This is a genomic window from Alkalinema sp. FACHB-956 (assembly GCF_014697025.1).
Taxonomy (GTDB): domain Bacteria; phylum Cyanobacteriota; class Cyanobacteriia; order Leptolyngbyales; family Leptolyngbyaceae; genus Alkalinema.
Window position 1 is genome coordinate 1 of record NZ_JACJRC010000052.1, and the last position, 15,877, is coordinate 15,877.

Sequence of the window (15,877 nt, forward strand, 5' to 3'; positions counted from 1 at the left end):
ATCTGGTCTGGATTGGCAACTTGGCTCAAGTGGTCAACTTAACCGAGGAACGTCTGCACATTCTCCGCTTCCTAGGGGCTGCTTGCCAGAAGTACTACCTCCTCGTTTGAAACCTGCGGAATGTGGGGTCCAAGATTAGCGGCTTAGAACCGCTGCGCGATAGAAACCTGGGTCATCGCAACCTGGGTCATCGCAACCTGGGTCATCAAAACAAACAGACCCGGTGAGTTATTCAGGACGAGCGATGTCCGAGGGATTCGGCGTTTCGATCGCGCCATCACTCGATCGAAGTGCAGTGGGACTGTGGCGCAAGCTGGGGGTGATTAGAAAGGAAAGGCCCACACAGCCTAGGCCAATGGCTCCAATCAAATGCAAAAAATTCTGATGATCGCGTTGAGCCATTGTTTGGGGCAGGTTGCGCGAGGGAAGGATTTCGTGCCCGAGGCTGAGGATTTCGCGGGTTGCCCCCCAAATCAGCAGCAATGTCATCAACCAAGCTAACAAGAGCAACAGAAAAATTCGAATTCCCGCAGGACGTTGCAAACGCCTCAGCCAAAGACTAGGGAAAAAGAGCCTCAAAAACCAGTGGTGGTGGGCCTTTCCCAAGGTGCGATTGATTTTGAGTAGTGCCCGTTCCCAGCGAGCTTGTCGCTGCTGTTTTTTTGCCGATAATGCACTTTTTACCTGACGTGATCGCATTTCGGATCCTCTTGACTCAGTCCTTGGCTCAAATATCTCAGCCCTAGTCCCAATACTAATGAAAGATATCTCGCTTGCACGAATTATCTTTAGGATCCGTAAATATTTGCGGTAAAACTGGGGGAGTGGAGCGCCCATGGCTCAGCGTGCAGATGGCAGAGGCCCGATCGCCGTTCCCACTCCCCGAACCACCAGGAAGGACTAGAAAGGACTAGCAATAACTAGGAAGGACTACGCTCCAACGCCAGTTGCACCAACTGATGGACTAATTCTGGAAACTCCACCCCCGTGGCGGCCCAGAGCTGGGGATACATACTCATTGCCGTGAAACCGGGCAAGGTATTGACTTCGTTAATCAGAATTTCGCCCGTCGCTTCGACATAGAAGAAATCTACACGGGTGAGTCCTGCACAGTCGATCGCTTGAAATGCCTGAATCGCCCGCTCTTGAATTTGTACCACCACGTCAGCGGGTAAGTTGGCGGGAATGTGAATCTGCGATCGGCCTTCGGTATATTTCGTTTCGTAGTCATAGAAGTCACTCTCAAAGGTAACCTCACCCACCACTGACGCTTTGGGATTCTCGTTGCCCAGCACCGCGCATTCCACTTCCCGTGCCACGACTCCCGCTTCCACAATAATGCGCCGATCATAGCTAGCCGCGCTATCCAAAGCCTTTTCCAATTCCGATCGAGTGCGACATTTGGAAATTCCGACAGAAGACCCTAAATTGGCTGGTTTGACAAAACAGGGATAGCCAAGGTGGGCTTCAATCTCATCACACAGCTTGGGGAAACGGCAGGGATCGGAAAAAACTTGCGATCGGGTCACGGCCATATACTTCACCTGGGGCAGTCCCACTTCAGCAAAGGCCATCTTCATGGCAATCTTATCCATGCCCACCGCTGAAGCCAACACCCCTGAACCAACATAGGGAACTTGCATCAATTGCAAGAGCCCCTGAATCGTGCCATCTTCACCATTGGGGCCATGCAGAATGGGAAACCAGAGATCCACATCGCTGGCCTGGGTTGGAAATTGCCAAAGCCTGGATTTTGGTGCGGTCTCCTCGGTTTCCACAGGCTGCCGATCGGTCAAGACCTGCTGGGCCACCGTTCCTGTCTGCCAGACACCATCCTTTTGGATGTAGAACAGAAGCACCTCGTAGCGATCGAGATTCTCGCCAGTCGTTAGTCCCCGATAAATTGCGCCTGCGGAGATAATGGAAACCTCATGTTCCCCAGAACGTCCGCCAAACAACAGTCCTACTTTCAATTTACCCATGGCCCACTCCCCTTGGTCTGGTTGGATAGCCAGAGAGTATAGCAGAAACCCATCAATCTCTCTTGCTCCATCAGTCCCTTGGGTAAGAATGAGAGATAGGCCATTATATTCTCAATACGAACGCTCTATTGAGTCTATATCTTTCCTGAGTGAGTTCTCGTATAGTGGTGTCATATCAAGTGGTTCAACCTAAGCAGTTCAAGACCCTAAGCGGTTCAAGACCCTAAGCGGTTCAAGACCCTAAGCAGTCCAACACTGAATGATCTCATCCCGAATGATTCAACCCTGAGTAGTTTCAACCCTGAGTAGTTTCATACTACCGGGTAAAAATTGGATTGCTTGGTGCCGGTTTGCAATGATGTCACTATGAAAACGCTCAATCCCTACCAAAAATCCTGGAAATTGGTTCCTTCTCTACGCAGTGTATTGGCTCTGTCCTTTGTTCTGCAAATTTTAACTTTTGTGGGGTTAGTCTGGTTTTTATCGTTTCGGAACAGTCAGCGATCCGTTAGTGAGTTATCTTCCAAGTTGCATATCAGCATTAGCAATCAAGTTGATGAACATCTTGATCAATACCTCAGCCTTCCCCACAAAATCAACCAAATCGACAAACGAGCAATTGACCTCAATCTTTTAGATCCGAAACAGGTCAACAAGGTTGAGCAGTATTTCTGGCAACAGATGCAAGTATTTGATATTGGCTATCTCTCCTATGCCAGTGTGAATGGAAAATTCATCGGAATTGAACGCTTAGATAATGGTCAACTTTTAATTAACGAAGTTAATCCTGAGAAAAAGCCTAAGACACTTTATATTTACCAAGCAGATCAAACAGGAAAACGTTCAAAACTATTGGAGAGTAAACCCTGGAATCCTCAATCAGAGCCTTGGTATACTGAAACAGTAGCCGCTAGAAAACCCATTTGGAGCTCTATTTTTCAGTGGCAGGATAAGCCCGAAGTCATGTCAATCACAGCCAATACCCCTGTGTTCGATCGCAACCAAACGTTGATGGGAGTGCTCAGCATTGATTTGATCGTGACGCAAATTAGCCAGTTTTTGCAAAATTTACCGAATACCGATTCCAGCAAAATTTTTATTATCGAGCGGGATGGAAAGCTGGTTGCAAGCTCCAATCAACAACCGGTCTATCAATTCCGTGAAGGAAAAGCGATTCGCTTAAATGCTACGGAGTCCCACGATCGCCATGTTCAAGCAACCGTAGCCCACTTACAGCATCAATTTCCAGATCTCAATCAATTACAACAGTCCCAGGAGTTAAATTTTAACGATCTTGGAGATCAGCAATTAGTTCGGGTGACACCTTGGAAGGATCCCTTGGGGTTGAATTGGCTGATTGTGGTAACAACTCCGCAATCGGCGTTAATGGGGCAAATTCATGAGAATAATCGCATAACTGCTATTCTATGTGGTCTTGCTTTAGCAGCGGCGATCGTGAACAGTTTCTGGATGGCGAAATGGCTGACTCGACCGTTATCAAAGCTCACTCGTGCAAGCCAAGCGATCGCAGAGGGGAACATGAGCCAACCGCTTTCCCTCAAACCTAGTAGTAAAGAAATAACTATTCTGGCGGATTCCTTTGAGCAGATGCGGCAAGGTTTACAGTCAGCAAGACAGGAGCTAGAAGCCTATGCCCAATCCCTAGAGGAGCGCGTGGCGCAAAGAACTGCTGATTTGCAACAGACCAATACGGAATTGGAACAGACGCTGTATGACTTGCAGACAGCCCAGAACCATATTGTACAGTCGGAAAAATTAGTGGCGTTGGGGCAGTTAGTGGCTTCGGTGGCGCACGAAATGAATACCCCCCTGGGGGCCATTCGATCGTCGATTCACAATATTTCCACCTGCCTGACGGAGGAATTGGAAGAATTACCGCAGTTTCTCAAAACTTTAACCCCTGATCAGCAGGATGCTTTTTTTGCGTTGTTACATGAGTCTTTAGATTCGATCGTGCAGGTATCACGATTATCTAGCCGCGAAAAACGACAGTTCCGCCGCAAATTGGTGGAGCAACTGGAAGCCCAAAATATTGATGATCCGGAAAGTGTTGCAGATACGTTAGTGGAATTGGGGATTTACGCGAATCTTCAAAGTTTTCAGGGACTTTTACAAACACAGCAGAGTAGTGAAATTTTAAGTACAGTTTATAATCTAGCCAGTTCGCAACGCAGCGTACAAACCATTACCCAGGCTACTGATGCAGCCAGCAAAGTAGTACTTGCCCTCCGATCCTATGCGCACCAGAATCCTACGGGCAGCCCGATCGCAATTGATCTCGTGGAGAATGTGGAAGGGGCATTGACGTTGTATCAGAACTTGACCAAACGCGGGGTGACAATCGAACGGCACTATGACCCAGATGTACCCAAAATTCAGGGCTTGTCTGAAGATTTGCAGCAAATTTGGATGAATTTAATTCATAATGCCTTACAAGCAATGGACTATAAGGGATTACTGCAAATTGCAATTCAGACTGTAACGGATACGGTTCAAGTGAGTATTACTGATAATGGCTCAGGCATTGATCCAGAAATTATGCCGCATATTTTTGAGCCCTTTTTTACCACTAAGCAGCAGGGAGAGGGCAGTGGCTTAGGGTTGAGCATTGTCAAAAAGTTATTGGATAAACATTACGGAACCATAGCAGTCAGTAGTCAACCCGGAGCAACAACCTTTACGGTTACACTGACACAATTGAGCCGCAACTTAGAACTCGATGTTACAAATAATCCATTAGAAACAGAATTGGCCAATCAAAACACTATTTCTTTAATTGATCCGATTATTGATTCTGGTTCGCTGCCAGCTACAGTGACATCATCAGGGGAAGCATCGAATTAGGTGTTCCCTGTTGATACATAAGGATTTGCTCTGCCAAATCCCAGCCACCCCTGAACGCAGCTGATGGAGCTGTCTTTAAACCACAGTTAAACCCACAGTTAAACCCACAGTTAAACTCTCAGTTAAACCCTCAATTGCACGATCGCGATATGACCAGAAAGACAAACATCGACATCTGACCCCGTATCGCGCCGTCGGGCACTGTATTCTCCGTGATAGACATAATGATCACCCTCGACGCGAAATCCCACAGGCAAAGGTTGGGTGCAGGGCTTGCAGAGAATCATGTCTGGATCAGCAGCAGTGGGTTCGAGGTGGGGGAGATTGATATTCCAAAAGGAACCGAGTTCGATCGGTTGAGCCATTAATTTAGTCACTAATTGCTTTGTCCATTGGCTAGCTTTTTCCCAGTTGTAGGGGCGTTTGCGGTTGCGATAGTGGGAAATGGCAATGCCCCCAACGCGATGGAGGGCGGCTTCACGGACGGCTGCTACGGTGCCTGAAACGTAGACATCCGAGCCCATATTGCCCCCCGCGTTAATGCCTGAAAGCACCCACTTGGTCTGGGGATAGAGTTGGGTGAGGGCAATGCGGGTACAGTCGGCAGGGGTACCATCCACAGCCCAGGCATGGTCGCCGCGCTGTTCTACACGGATGGGCCGATCGGTGGTGACTTGGTGGCCACAACCGGACTGCTGCACCATGGGCGCAACGATCGCAGCGTGCCCGTCGAGGGCTTGCAGGAGGGCTTGAATGCCAGGAGCGTCAATGCCGTCATCATTCGTTAACACAATCATAGGTCAATCGATCGGGGTAGATGGAGTAGATGCGAGTGCAAGGCATGACTGGCGTCAATATACTGGCGTCAATAACTGCCGTAAATTGCCTGCATAGTCCTTCTACAGTAGCCCAAAGCCTAGGCTCAATAGGAGTTGCAGGATATACCCCTACGGATACATCCTGCAACACTGAGCGTATTGTCACCAACTTGCAATCAACCAGTAGCCATTTTCATACCCAACTAGAAATCTAGCGATTCCGTTGTCTATACAGCTACTTCTTCCCCTTGCTGTTTGCGCTTACGCAGTAGCCCCATCCCCAAACCAATCATGCCAGGAAGCAGTGCAGGTGTTGGGATAGCTTCACCTTGCACCCCAACATTGTCAATGTCCAAGTTCTTGGCACCATTATTGGTGTTTTCCCCATAAGGATAAAAACGGAAAGTGATTGCCGTCAGATTCTGCAAGGCCAATGGGATATTGAACGGCGTCCACTCATTCTTAGGCCCAAGGGCACCATCAAACAAGGTCGAAGCAAAGTTATCCAAACTAGACCGAATTTGAATAGTGGTTGGCGCAGCATTTCCATTAGGTTGAGCCACAAAGTTCAAAGCAGTCAAATTGAAGGTATATCCTGGATCAGCAGCAATACTAAATTTGAAGTAGTCATCTGCATTTGGATTATTGATATCGATCGTGCTGTCAGGCGAAAAACTATCTGCTGAGAAGGACTTGCCTCCGTTGTTCTGGGGAGGATTACTTGGGTCATATCCCACAGGATAGTTAGTCGTTCCATCCCCCACATACTCAAATGGGCTAAACGTTAGACCAGGAGCAACACCCGTTGCATTGGGCGAGCCAGGAGCTGGTTCAAAAGCATATCCACCTAATGTCGCAGCGTGAGAAGCCTGTCCAGCACCGACAACTGCCAAACCACTTAAAACAGCAGTTGCAAAAAATAATTTAACTTTATTCATAGCCAATTGTTCTCCAAATGATTACAACTGGCAGAAGCACCTGAACTGACGAAGAACCTGAGTATGACGCTTTCTACAGACTCAATTTTGAAAACTAATTAAGCACGTCCTCAGAATTCACAAATCATCCAACTAACTAGATTGCATTGAGTAGGGTTGTGTATAGCTGTATAGCGTGAATCAATATTACCTAGTTACTTTTTTCCAGTCACTATACAGCGCAAGTCAGCTTTACAGGAGGCTCACAACGCCCTGATTGAGCTTGGTAGCAACACCGAATTTCGATAGTCAGAATCTATCACGGGGCATAGATGAAATCATTCGGCAACCAAAAAAGTTTATCCTAACCTTAAACTTGACACTCAGCCCCGATCGCTCTGGATCGCCTATGCGACCTAGGTTCAGTGTCCCAAGATACATTTTCTCAAAGGATATTTGTCTAAAGCTTCTATGAAGTTCGCGCCGCTGCTGACTTGCAAGCTTCCGTAATTTCACTGAAACAACGTAGTCGATCGGCCTAGGCAGGGACACCCATTGGCATGTAGGGTAATCCGTCCTTAGGAGTAGGGCGATTGTTGAGCCACGATCGCCCAAAATATTGGGTGTTGTTGTGTAACGATGGGCAAATCCAGGGGTTTCTATGAGCACCATTCTGGAACAAGGCAATATTTCGATCCATACCGAGAATATTTTTCCGATTATTAAGAAATGGCTCTACTCGGATCACGAGATCTTCCTACGGGAACTGATCTCCAACGCCGTAGATGCCATGAAAAAGCTCAGTATGGTGGCCCGATCGGGGGAACTGAACGGCGAACCGGGCGAGATGGAAATCACCATCACCCTGAACAAAACAGCGAAGACCTTGGCCGTCAGCGATACGGGGATCGGGATGACCGCTGAGGAGGTTAAGAAATACATTAACCAAGTCGCCTTCTCTAGCGCGGAAGAGTTTGTCGAAAAATATAAGGCCAACAGCGACGAGCAAATTATTGGTCACTTCGGGCTTGGGTTCTACTCCTCCTTCATGGTGGCCTCGAAGGTGGAACTGGATACCCTCTCCTATAAACCCGATGCCCAAGCAGTTCATTGGTCCTGCGATGGCTCCACCAGCTTTGAACTGTCGAACTCGGAACGCACAACGCGCGGCACCACCGTCACCCTCACCCTCCAGGACGAAGAAGCGGAATACCTGGAAGAGTACCGCATTCGTAACTTGGTCAAAACCTACTGCGACTTCATGCCCTACCCGATCAAACTGACGATCGTGGATGGCGAAGCGACCAAGGAACCGGAACAGGTCAACAAACAAAAAGCTCCTTGGAAAGAGTCGCCCAGCAACCTCAGCCAAGAGGAGTATTTAGAGTTCTACCGTTACCTCTATCCTTTCCAAGAAGATCCCCTGCTGTGGGTGCATTTGAATACCGACTATCCCTTCGTGGTTAACGGGATTCTGTATTTCCCGAAACTCAAACCCGACGTTGATATTACCAAGAGTTCCGTTAAGCTCTTCTGCAATCAAGTTTTTGTTTCCGATAATTGCGAAGAAGTGATTCCTCGCTTCCTGCTCCCGTTGCGGGGTGTGATTGACAGTACGGATATTCCGCTCAATGTCTCCCGCAGCTTTTTGCAGGCCGATCGCACGGTCAAGAAAATCGGCGATTACATTGCCAAGAAAGTCGGAGATCGCTTGAAGGAACTGTACCGCGACGATCGATCGGCCTATATCCGCTCCTGGCAGGATTTGGGCACCTTCGTCAAGTTCGGCTCCATGAACGACGACAAGTTCAAAAAGCAAGTGGAAGACATCGTAATCTTCCGCACGACTTGGCAGCAACCCGCCGCTGAAGCCCCCAAGGTGGAAGTGGAAACGGCGGATGGGGATGTCTGGAAGGAGGAAGCTGTCACGAATACGATCGACGGCAAAACCTACACCACGCTGAAGGACTATCTGGAGCGCAACCAGGCAAAACACGAAAATCGCGTGTTCTACTGCACCGATGAAGTGTCTCAAGCCACCTACGTCAACCTCTACAAGAGCCGGGGCATCGAAGTCCTGTTCTTGGATTCCTTCATCGATAGCCACTTTGCCACCTTCCTGGAGCGGGAATATTCTGAGGTGAAGTTCTCGCGGGTGGATTCCGATTTGGATGAGTCGTTGATTGAAAAGGACAATTCCGAAATTGTTGATCCGGCGACCAACAAAACGTTGAGCGATCGCATTAAGGATCTGTTCACGGGGGCGTTGAACCGACCGAAGATCACGATCCGCACCGAGTCCATCAAAGCGGACGATCCGGCCACTGCACCACCTGCCATGGTGTTGCTCCCCGAGGAACAGCGGCGTTTGCAGGAAATGATGGCGATGATGCAGCAGCAACAGGCGCAATTTCCCGAAGAGCACATTCTGTTGCTGAATACGTCGCACCCGCTCATCCAGAACCTTGCGAATCTCAGCCAAGGGTCTTTGGAAGGCGTAGCTTCTCCCTCTGGGGATTTGGCGAATATGATTTGCCACCACATCTACGATTTGGCGCTGATGGCCCAAAAGGGGTTTGACGCCGATGGCATGAAGTCCTTTGTAGAGCGATCGAACCAGGTGTTGACTCAGTTGACCGATCGGGCGGCTGGCTAGTTTTCACGAATTAATTCCCACGAGTTAATTTTTCCCCAACATAAACTCAACAAGTTTGAAGCCGGGTGTGCTGAGTCATGCCCGGTTTTTGATTGGGTAGGGCGTCCCGGCTTTTCAATCGCGTCCCGGCGAGGTGTTCCACGGTGGAGGGCTTCCCTCGGTCTAAGATAGTGATACGAGATCGTAACGAACCCCAGTAACAAACCCCAGTAACGAACCCTAGTAACGAACCCCTAGCTTGGTCTTAGCATGTCTGAACCGCAACCGCCCGAGGCTCCCCAACCCGTTCCCCTGCGCAAATCTGACCCGGAAAAATACGCCTATCTGCGGGCAGAAGCCACTGCACCCTATCGCGGGCTGCGGCAGTTTATTTATCTGGCCTTTGGGGCGTCGGGCTTTGTGGGGGGTATTTTTTTCCTGGCGCAGTTTATGGCAGGGCGCGAGATTGAAACGGCATTGCCGAATTTGGCATTGCAGGCGGGGGTGGTGGCGTTGATGGTAACGTTGTGGCGCTGGGAACAACGATCGAAGGACAAGGCGATCGCGGCGATTCGCAAACGGGAACGCCAACGACAATCGTCTTAACCCTGAGCTTGTAGCAAGCCGTTGGATGAGCAGTCACCCCAGCAGCATTACTGCCAGCAACAGTTACCCCAGTAGCAGTCACCCTAGTAAAGGTCAATCCTATGCATGGTCATTCCTTGAGCGGTAAACAGGTGCTTTTGGCCGGGGGAACCGGGGGCCTAGGGTTGGGCGTCACGCCGGTGGTTCTGGCCCAGGGTGCGGAGGTGACAATTCCCTACATGAATGAGCGGGATCTCGATCGCCTGCGTCAAAAGATTGCTCCGGCAGATTTTGCCAGGATCCGCTTTGCCTGTGCCGACCTACGGGATGAGCGATCGGTGGAGACGTTGGTCAATGAAATGGGGCGGGTGGATGGTCTGATTCAACTGGTGGGGGGCTTTTCCATGGGCAAGACCCACGAATACAGCTTTGAGCAGTGGAAGCAGGATTTTGATCTGAACCTGAACACAACGTTTTTGCTCTGTAAACATAGCCTGCGGAAAATGCTGGAGACGGGCTATGGCCGCATTGTGACGATCGGATCGCGGGGGGCCGTGCAACCGGGGGGACAGTTGGCGGGCTACTGCGCATCGAAGGCGGGGGTGGTGGCGCTGACCCAGGCGATCGCCGATGAGACGAAGGGGCAGAATATTACGGCCAATGTGGTGTTGCCCAGTGTGATTGATACGCCAGCCAATCGATCGGCCATGGGCGAGGCCAACGCGGGCCAGTGGGTGAAGCCGGAGTCCCTAGCGCAGGTGATTTGTTTCCTGGCTTCGGAGGCGGCGCAGGACTTGCGCGGCGCAGTGATCCCGGTCTATGGCAATATTTAGACTAGCAACCTAGATCTGGCAAGCTAGATCTGATACCAGTTTGGACGGTGGACAACAGCCATGACCCAGGGACGGCAATCCTCAACGCTTTCTCCCCACAGCGGAAACGCCGATCGATCGTGGAATTTTTGGTTTACGGTGCCGCTGTATCCCTACGGCAAACGCCCGACGCTGCGGACGGAGGTGATTCCGGGACGGATGTGGACGTTTGACCAGTTGCAGGGCATTTTTTATGTCGTGACGCCGATTCGGATGACGGTGGTCAAGTTGGAGGCGGGCGGGTTGTTGGTCTATGCGCCGGTGGCTCCGACGGGGGAATGTTTGCGGCTGATGGCGGAACTGGTGCAGGCCCACGGGGAGGTGAAGTACATCATTTTGCCGACGGTGTCGGGGTTGGAGCATAAGGTGTTTGTGGGGCCGTTTGCGCGGCGGTTTCCCACAGCGCAGGTGTTTGTTGCGCCGCATCAGTGGAGTTTTCCGGTGAATTTGCCGCTGTCCTGGTTGGGGTTACCGATCGGGCGGACGCAGGTGCTACCGGAAGACAGTCGTCAGGCTCCCTTTGGTCGGGAGTTTGATTATGCGATGTTGGGGCCGATTAATTTAGGGTTGGGGCCGTTTGCGGAGGTGGCGTTTTTCCACAGGTCATCTCAGACGTTATTGGTGACGGATTCAATTCAGTCGGTGCCAGCGATACCGCCAGCGATTCTGCAAGTGGATCCCTATCCGTTGTTGTTCCATGGGCGGGATTTGCCATTGGATGCGCTGCGGGATACGCCGGAGCTACGGCTGAAGGGTTGGAAGCGGATTGCGTTGTTTTCGTTTTATTTTCGACCGAGTGCGTTGGAGATTCCCAGTTTTGGGGAGGCGTGGCAGGCGGCGAAAAATGCGCCCGATCGATCGCGTAAGGCGTATTTTGGGTTGTATCCGTTTTGTTGGAAGCCGGATTGGGAGCGATCGTTTGAGATTTTGCGGGGTAATGGGCGGTTGTTTGTGGCTCCGATTTTGCAGCAGTTGATTTTGAACCGGGAACCGCAGCAGACGATCGCTTGGGCCGATCGGGTGGCGCAGTGGAATTTCCAACGGATTATTCCTTGTCATTTGGATGCGCCGATCGCAGCGACTCCGGCGGAGTTTCGTCAGGCGTTTTCGTTTTTGGAGAAGCAGCCTGCCCATCCCTATATGTATCCGTTGCCGAGTCAGGATTTTCAGTTGTTGTATGAGATTGAGTCGGGTTTACGCCAACGGAATATTACGCCTGCGGCGAAGGAGAAGGTTTAGAATCACGACAGTGTTGAATATAATGTCGATCGAAGTATTCATCGTAACGTCGATCGCGTGGGTTCGATCCCCCTAAATCCCCCTTAAAAAGGGGGACTTTGAACAAATTCACGAATTCTTATCTACACAATTTCCTCTTATTTACATTTCCGGTTCCCCCTTTTTTAAGGGGGGCTAGGGGGGATCTGCCCTCCTCGGGAAAACAGATCGATCGCCCTTACTCCGTCGCCTGTTCGCGTTCCATCATGCTGATGTATTTCCAGTCGGAACCGAGGACGGGAATGGGGGGACTCCAACGTACACGATCGCTAAATCGCAGAACGTGTAACTGGTTAATTGCTGACTGGACTTCTTCGCGAGTGCCGAGTAAATAAAATTGCAACGGTTTGCGTTCCGCATCGCTTACGCGATCGGAATTGTCAAAGCCAATAAACATGGGATTTCTCCTAGGTGTAGGGGTGGGAGGAAATCCCAAAAATTAAAGCCACCCTTTGCGCAGGACAAGTAGGGTGGCCCGATCGAATGTTACAATCCGTGTCAGACCGCCTAGCTGCTTCTACCAGCTTCGGGGTTTAGCTGCCTTACGTTGTTGCAAGCAACTGGGGCAGCGCCTTAATTTTTGGGGTCTAGCTGATGATCAATCGGGCTGTTTAACACGGCTGTGATCAGCTATGAGAAACAACAGTACGAAGAAAGTCCAACGCTGTCAACCGTACAGAGATAGTTTGTAATATCGATCGGGCGTTGAGGGCCAGAAAAGGCCGTTGGGGACGGACTATAATGGGGCTAACGTCTTGTGGCTTGCGGACAATGAGCCTCGATGAATTAATCAAAGCTGCCCATCAACTGGATGAAACGGATCTAGATAAGTTGCTGCAACAGGTGATTACGTTGCGAACCCAGCGCAAGGCCCATGTTTTGCCTGCGGAGGAAGCGCATTTACTGGATCAAATCAATCAGCCCCTTCCGGCGGAACTGCGTGCCCAATATCAAGCGCTACGGGTTAAGCGGGAGGCTGAAACGTTGACTGAGGCGGAATATCAAACGTTGATTCAACTCAGTTGCCAAATTGAAGACTTCGCTGCGCAACGGTTGGCAGCCCTAGCGAGTTTGGCTCAACTCCGCCAAGTCTCTGTTTCAGAAATTATGGAAGCGCTGGGAATTCAAGACAGGTCGATCGGGGAAATTCTGGAACCGTCGGGGTGGGATCGGTAGACTAGGGGAAAAGCGTCGATCGAAGAATTTGCTGCCCTATGCCGGAAGAAGAATCCTCGAAATATTTGCCTACCACGATCGAGAAGGTGTTTGAGTTACTGGACACCAAGCTGGTCACGTTTGGCGTGCCTGGGGCATTGAGCTTTGTGGGCATTACGAAGGCAAAAGAAGGGCAGTGGGTTGAGGCGGGATGGTGTTGGGCAGGAGCCGTTGGGATTTTGATTGCGATCAAGATTGGCAAGAAGCTGGCTCCAAAATTAGATCAATTGCTGGATTGGGCAATATCCAAAGTTGAGGGACTTATTAGTAAGGTACTATTAGCTCCACAATTTGAAGGCAAATACCTCAGGTGTCAAGCCATAGATTGTCAAGCTTATAGATCAGATGGAGTCGGTAACTTTGATGGGTTATTTACCCCTTTGCTAGAGGAGGTGTTTGTTCCGTTGGAGTTGTCTCCGACAGGAATGCAAGCGGGATTTTCCCCAGCAGCCTGTGAGCAATTTGTCCTACAGCGGGAAGGCGTGTTGCAGATTTGGGATTTGCTAGAACGCAGTAAAAAACAACCTGCGTTTCGTCAGATGGCGATTTTAGCGTGGGGGGGCTATGGGAAAACGACGCTCTTAAAACACATTGCCTATTGCTATGGAAATAACCGTAAAGCTGACTATCAGGGAGATCGGCGCATTCCAGTCCTGTTGATTTTGCGCAAATATCGGGATTTATTGAACCAGGAAAAGCCTCCCAATTTACCGGATTTAATCACGCAGCAGCATATTCCAAGTTTGCCGGGAGTGGAGGAGGATTTGGGCTTGCCTGCGAATTGGGCGAAGGAGATTTTGCAGCAGGGTAGGGCTGTGGTGATGCTGGATGGGTTGGATGAGGTACCTAAGGAGCAACGATCGCAGGTGATTCGCTGGCTCAATCAGCAAATGCGGCAATATGGGAAATCTGTGTTTCTTGTGACTTCTCGCCCGAAAGCCTATCAGGAGCAGGATGCAGCCGATCGCCTAGAGATGTCTGCCCAGATTTGGATTCGGGATTTTAATGCTGATCAGCGGCGGCAGTTTGTGGAGCGCTGGTATTGGTGTCAGGAGCGCTATGCCAATGGAGGTCGGGATACCCCTGATGTGAAGAAACAAGCCCAGGAAGCTGCCTCAGACCTGCTAGCCCAGATTGAAGCCCGATCGGAACTGCAAGCATTGGCGAAAAATCCTTTGCTGCTCAATATGATTGTGACGTTCCATCGCCGCTATCCCGGAGCCGATTTACCCCAGAGACGGGTAGAACTCTATCGAGAAATTTGTCAGTTGCAACTGCGCGATCGCCCCAAAGCCCGAAAGCTAGAAACGTTGCTGTGGGAATGTGAAGCAATGACGATTTTGCAGATGGTTGCCTTGGAGATGATGCTTGCTAAGCAAGAACGCATTTCAGAGGCAGAAGTCCTAGAGCATTTATCACAACACTTGCAGACGCAAAATGAAATCGTAAGTGCAGCAGCATTTCTGAAGGATGTCGTGCAGATTAGCGAATTACTGGTGGAACGAGAACCCGAAGAATACGAGTTTGCCCATTTAAGTTTTCAGGAGTATCTCGCTGCGGCTGAGATCTTGCGACAGCATCAAGAGTCATTGCTTTATGAGCACTTTGAGGATGGCTGGTGGAAACCCACGATTTTGCTGTATGCAGGGTTAGTCAAAAATCCGAGTACATTACTGCGAGAAATGTTGAAACGAGGTGCAACAGATCTTGCCTACATCTGTTTGCAAGAAACTCGGAAGCAAGTAGATGCAGAAATTAGGCAGAAGCTACAAAGCTCAGATGGGAAAGTTTTGGAACCTATAAGCTTAAGGATAGGTGTTACATCTCATATATCTCTCGAGATTCAAGCAGCACGTTATGCCAAGCTGGAGGAACTACTGAAGGCGGGCGAGTGGGAAGCTGCGGATCAGGAAACCTATCGGCTGATGATTACGGATCCCTCTGTGGGCAAGGAAGAAGGGCAATGGTTCGAGGTTGAAGACCTGCAAAACTTTTCCTGTGAAGCGCTACTCGCCATCGATAAGCTGTGGGTAGATTATAGCAAGGGCAAGTTCGGATTCTCTGTGCAGAAGCAAATTTGGCAAGAATGCGGTAGCCCAATGGATTACAGTGAAGAGTGGGAGGATTTTGGCGATCGCGTTGGCTGGCGCAAGAAAAGCGACTGGTTGAATTACTCACACCTAAAGAAAAATCCCCTAAATTCTCCTGAAGGAGAATTACCTGCTCTGCTGTGGCGGGGGGTTTCTGTGCGGGCTGGCGGGGGGTGGGGCGGGTGTGTAGGGGGTGGTGTCTCTTCTCTCGCGCAGAGACTTGTGAACTGTAGCACGAGCCAGCCCTAGTCCCACCAATTTTTCGTAGCTATAGCGACGTTCTCTGCTCAAAACCGGGGTTCTTCGCGTCAACCTAGCCATCACTTAACTCATTCCGCTTCCTGGTTTTTAGAAATTTTAGGAAAGCTCGTCGATCGCGCCTACGAGGTACTGCCCATCAGCATGAGTTGGAGAATCGGATCTACCCGATCGCCGTTGTAGCGAATAATAAAAGTACTCTGTGTGATGAGTCATTTCCATGCGACGCGATTCAATTTTCTATGCATTATTCAAACAATCTCCCACCCTGTTGTTTGAACTGTTAGACCAAGTCCCCGCCTCTGCGGATCAATATCGCTTTGAATCCGTCGCTGTCAAAGAACCCAAATTTGAAATCGATG

13 protein-coding genes are annotated in these 15,877 nt (G+C 50.0%); 8 read left to right on the top strand and 5 right to left on the bottom strand.

Translation table 11 applies throughout. The features are described 5' to 3' along the window. Positions 1 to 228: 228 nt before the first annotated feature. The gene (locus H6G21_RS24955) at positions 229 to 699 is read right to left on the bottom strand and encodes a hypothetical protein (protein WP_190577300.1); all 471 of its coding nucleotides are present in this window, start codon (positions 697 to 699) and stop codon (positions 229 to 231) included. Positions 700 to 920: 221 nt separating this feature from the next. Continuing rightward, entirely contained in the window at positions 921 to 1,982 is a 1,062-nt protein-coding gene (locus H6G21_RS24960; protein ID WP_190577302.1) for a D-alanine--D-alanine ligase family protein, read from the bottom strand. Positions 1,983 to 2,348: 366 nt separating this feature from the next. On the opposite strand from H6G21_RS24960, the gene H6G21_RS24965 reads away from it, so the two are divergent. Then, on the top strand, positions 2,349 to 4,847 hold the full coding sequence (locus tag H6G21_RS24965; RefSeq protein WP_190577304.1) for an ATP-binding protein: 2,499 nt from the start codon (positions 2,349 to 2,351) through the stop codon (positions 4,845 to 4,847). Positions 4,848 to 4,969: 122 nt separating this feature from the next. Here the strand turns inward: H6G21_RS24965 and surE are convergent, their stop codons facing one another. Then, the gene (surE, locus tag H6G21_RS24970) at positions 4,970 to 5,644 is read right to left on the bottom strand and encodes a 5'/3'-nucleotidase SurE (protein ID WP_190577306.1); all 675 of its coding nucleotides are present in this window, start codon (positions 5,642 to 5,644) and stop codon (positions 4,970 to 4,972) included. A gap of 248 nt (positions 5,645 to 5,892) precedes the next feature. Beyond that, positions 5,893 to 6,603, bottom strand: a complete 711-nt coding sequence (locus H6G21_RS24975; RefSeq protein ID WP_190577308.1) for a PTPA-CTERM sorting domain-containing protein — start codon at positions 6,601 to 6,603, stop codon at positions 5,893 to 5,895. A gap of 640 nt (positions 6,604 to 7,243) precedes the next feature. On the opposite strand from H6G21_RS24975, the gene htpG reads away from it, so the two are divergent. The 4 genes from htpG (at position 7,244) to H6G21_RS24995 (ending at position 11,913) form a co-directional block, all read left to right on the top strand. Continuing rightward, positions 7,244 to 9,238: a molecular chaperone HtpG gene (htpG, locus tag H6G21_RS24980; RefSeq protein WP_190577311.1), complete on the top strand. Its 1,995-nt coding sequence runs from the start codon at positions 7,244 to 7,246 to the stop codon at positions 9,236 to 9,238. 249 nt (positions 9,239 to 9,487) lie between these two features. Further along, entirely contained in the window at positions 9,488 to 9,823 is a 336-nt protein-coding gene (locus H6G21_RS24985) for a DUF3493 domain-containing protein (protein WP_190577313.1), read from the top strand. Positions 9,824 to 9,939: 116 nt separating this feature from the next. Next, entirely contained in the window at positions 9,940 to 10,635 is a 696-nt protein-coding gene (fabG, locus tag H6G21_RS24990) for a 3-oxoacyl-ACP reductase FabG (RefSeq protein ID WP_190577323.1), read from the top strand. 60 nt (positions 10,636 to 10,695) lie between these two features. Continuing rightward, entirely contained in the window at positions 10,696 to 11,913 is a 1,218-nt protein-coding gene (locus H6G21_RS24995; RefSeq protein WP_190577315.1) for a DUF4336 domain-containing protein, read from the top strand. Between the two features lie 217 nt (positions 11,914 to 12,130). Here the strand turns inward: H6G21_RS24995 and H6G21_RS25000 are convergent, their stop codons facing one another. Continuing rightward, the gene (locus H6G21_RS25000) at positions 12,131 to 12,349 is read right to left on the bottom strand and encodes a hypothetical protein (protein ID WP_190577318.1); all 219 of its coding nucleotides are present in this window, start codon (positions 12,347 to 12,349) and stop codon (positions 12,131 to 12,133) included. Between the two features lie 344 nt (positions 12,350 to 12,693). Here H6G21_RS25000 and H6G21_RS25005 point away from each other — a divergent pair, with 344 nt between their 5' ends. The 3 genes from H6G21_RS25005 to H6G21_RS25015 all read left to right on the top strand — a co-directional run. Further along, positions 12,694 to 13,128, top strand: a complete 435-nt coding sequence (locus tag H6G21_RS25005; RefSeq protein ID WP_242042048.1) for an STAS/SEC14 domain-containing protein — start codon at positions 12,694 to 12,696, stop codon at positions 13,126 to 13,128. 38 nt (positions 13,129 to 13,166) lie between these two features. Beyond that, entirely contained in the window at positions 13,167 to 15,506 is a 2,340-nt protein-coding gene (locus tag H6G21_RS25010; protein ID WP_190577321.1) for a GUN4 domain-containing protein, read from the top strand. Positions 15,507 to 15,735: 229 nt separating this feature from the next. After that, positions 15,736 to 15,877: DUF2887 domain-containing protein (locus tag H6G21_RS25015; protein WP_190577275.1), on the top strand; the 142-nt coding region annotated here is incomplete at its 3' end.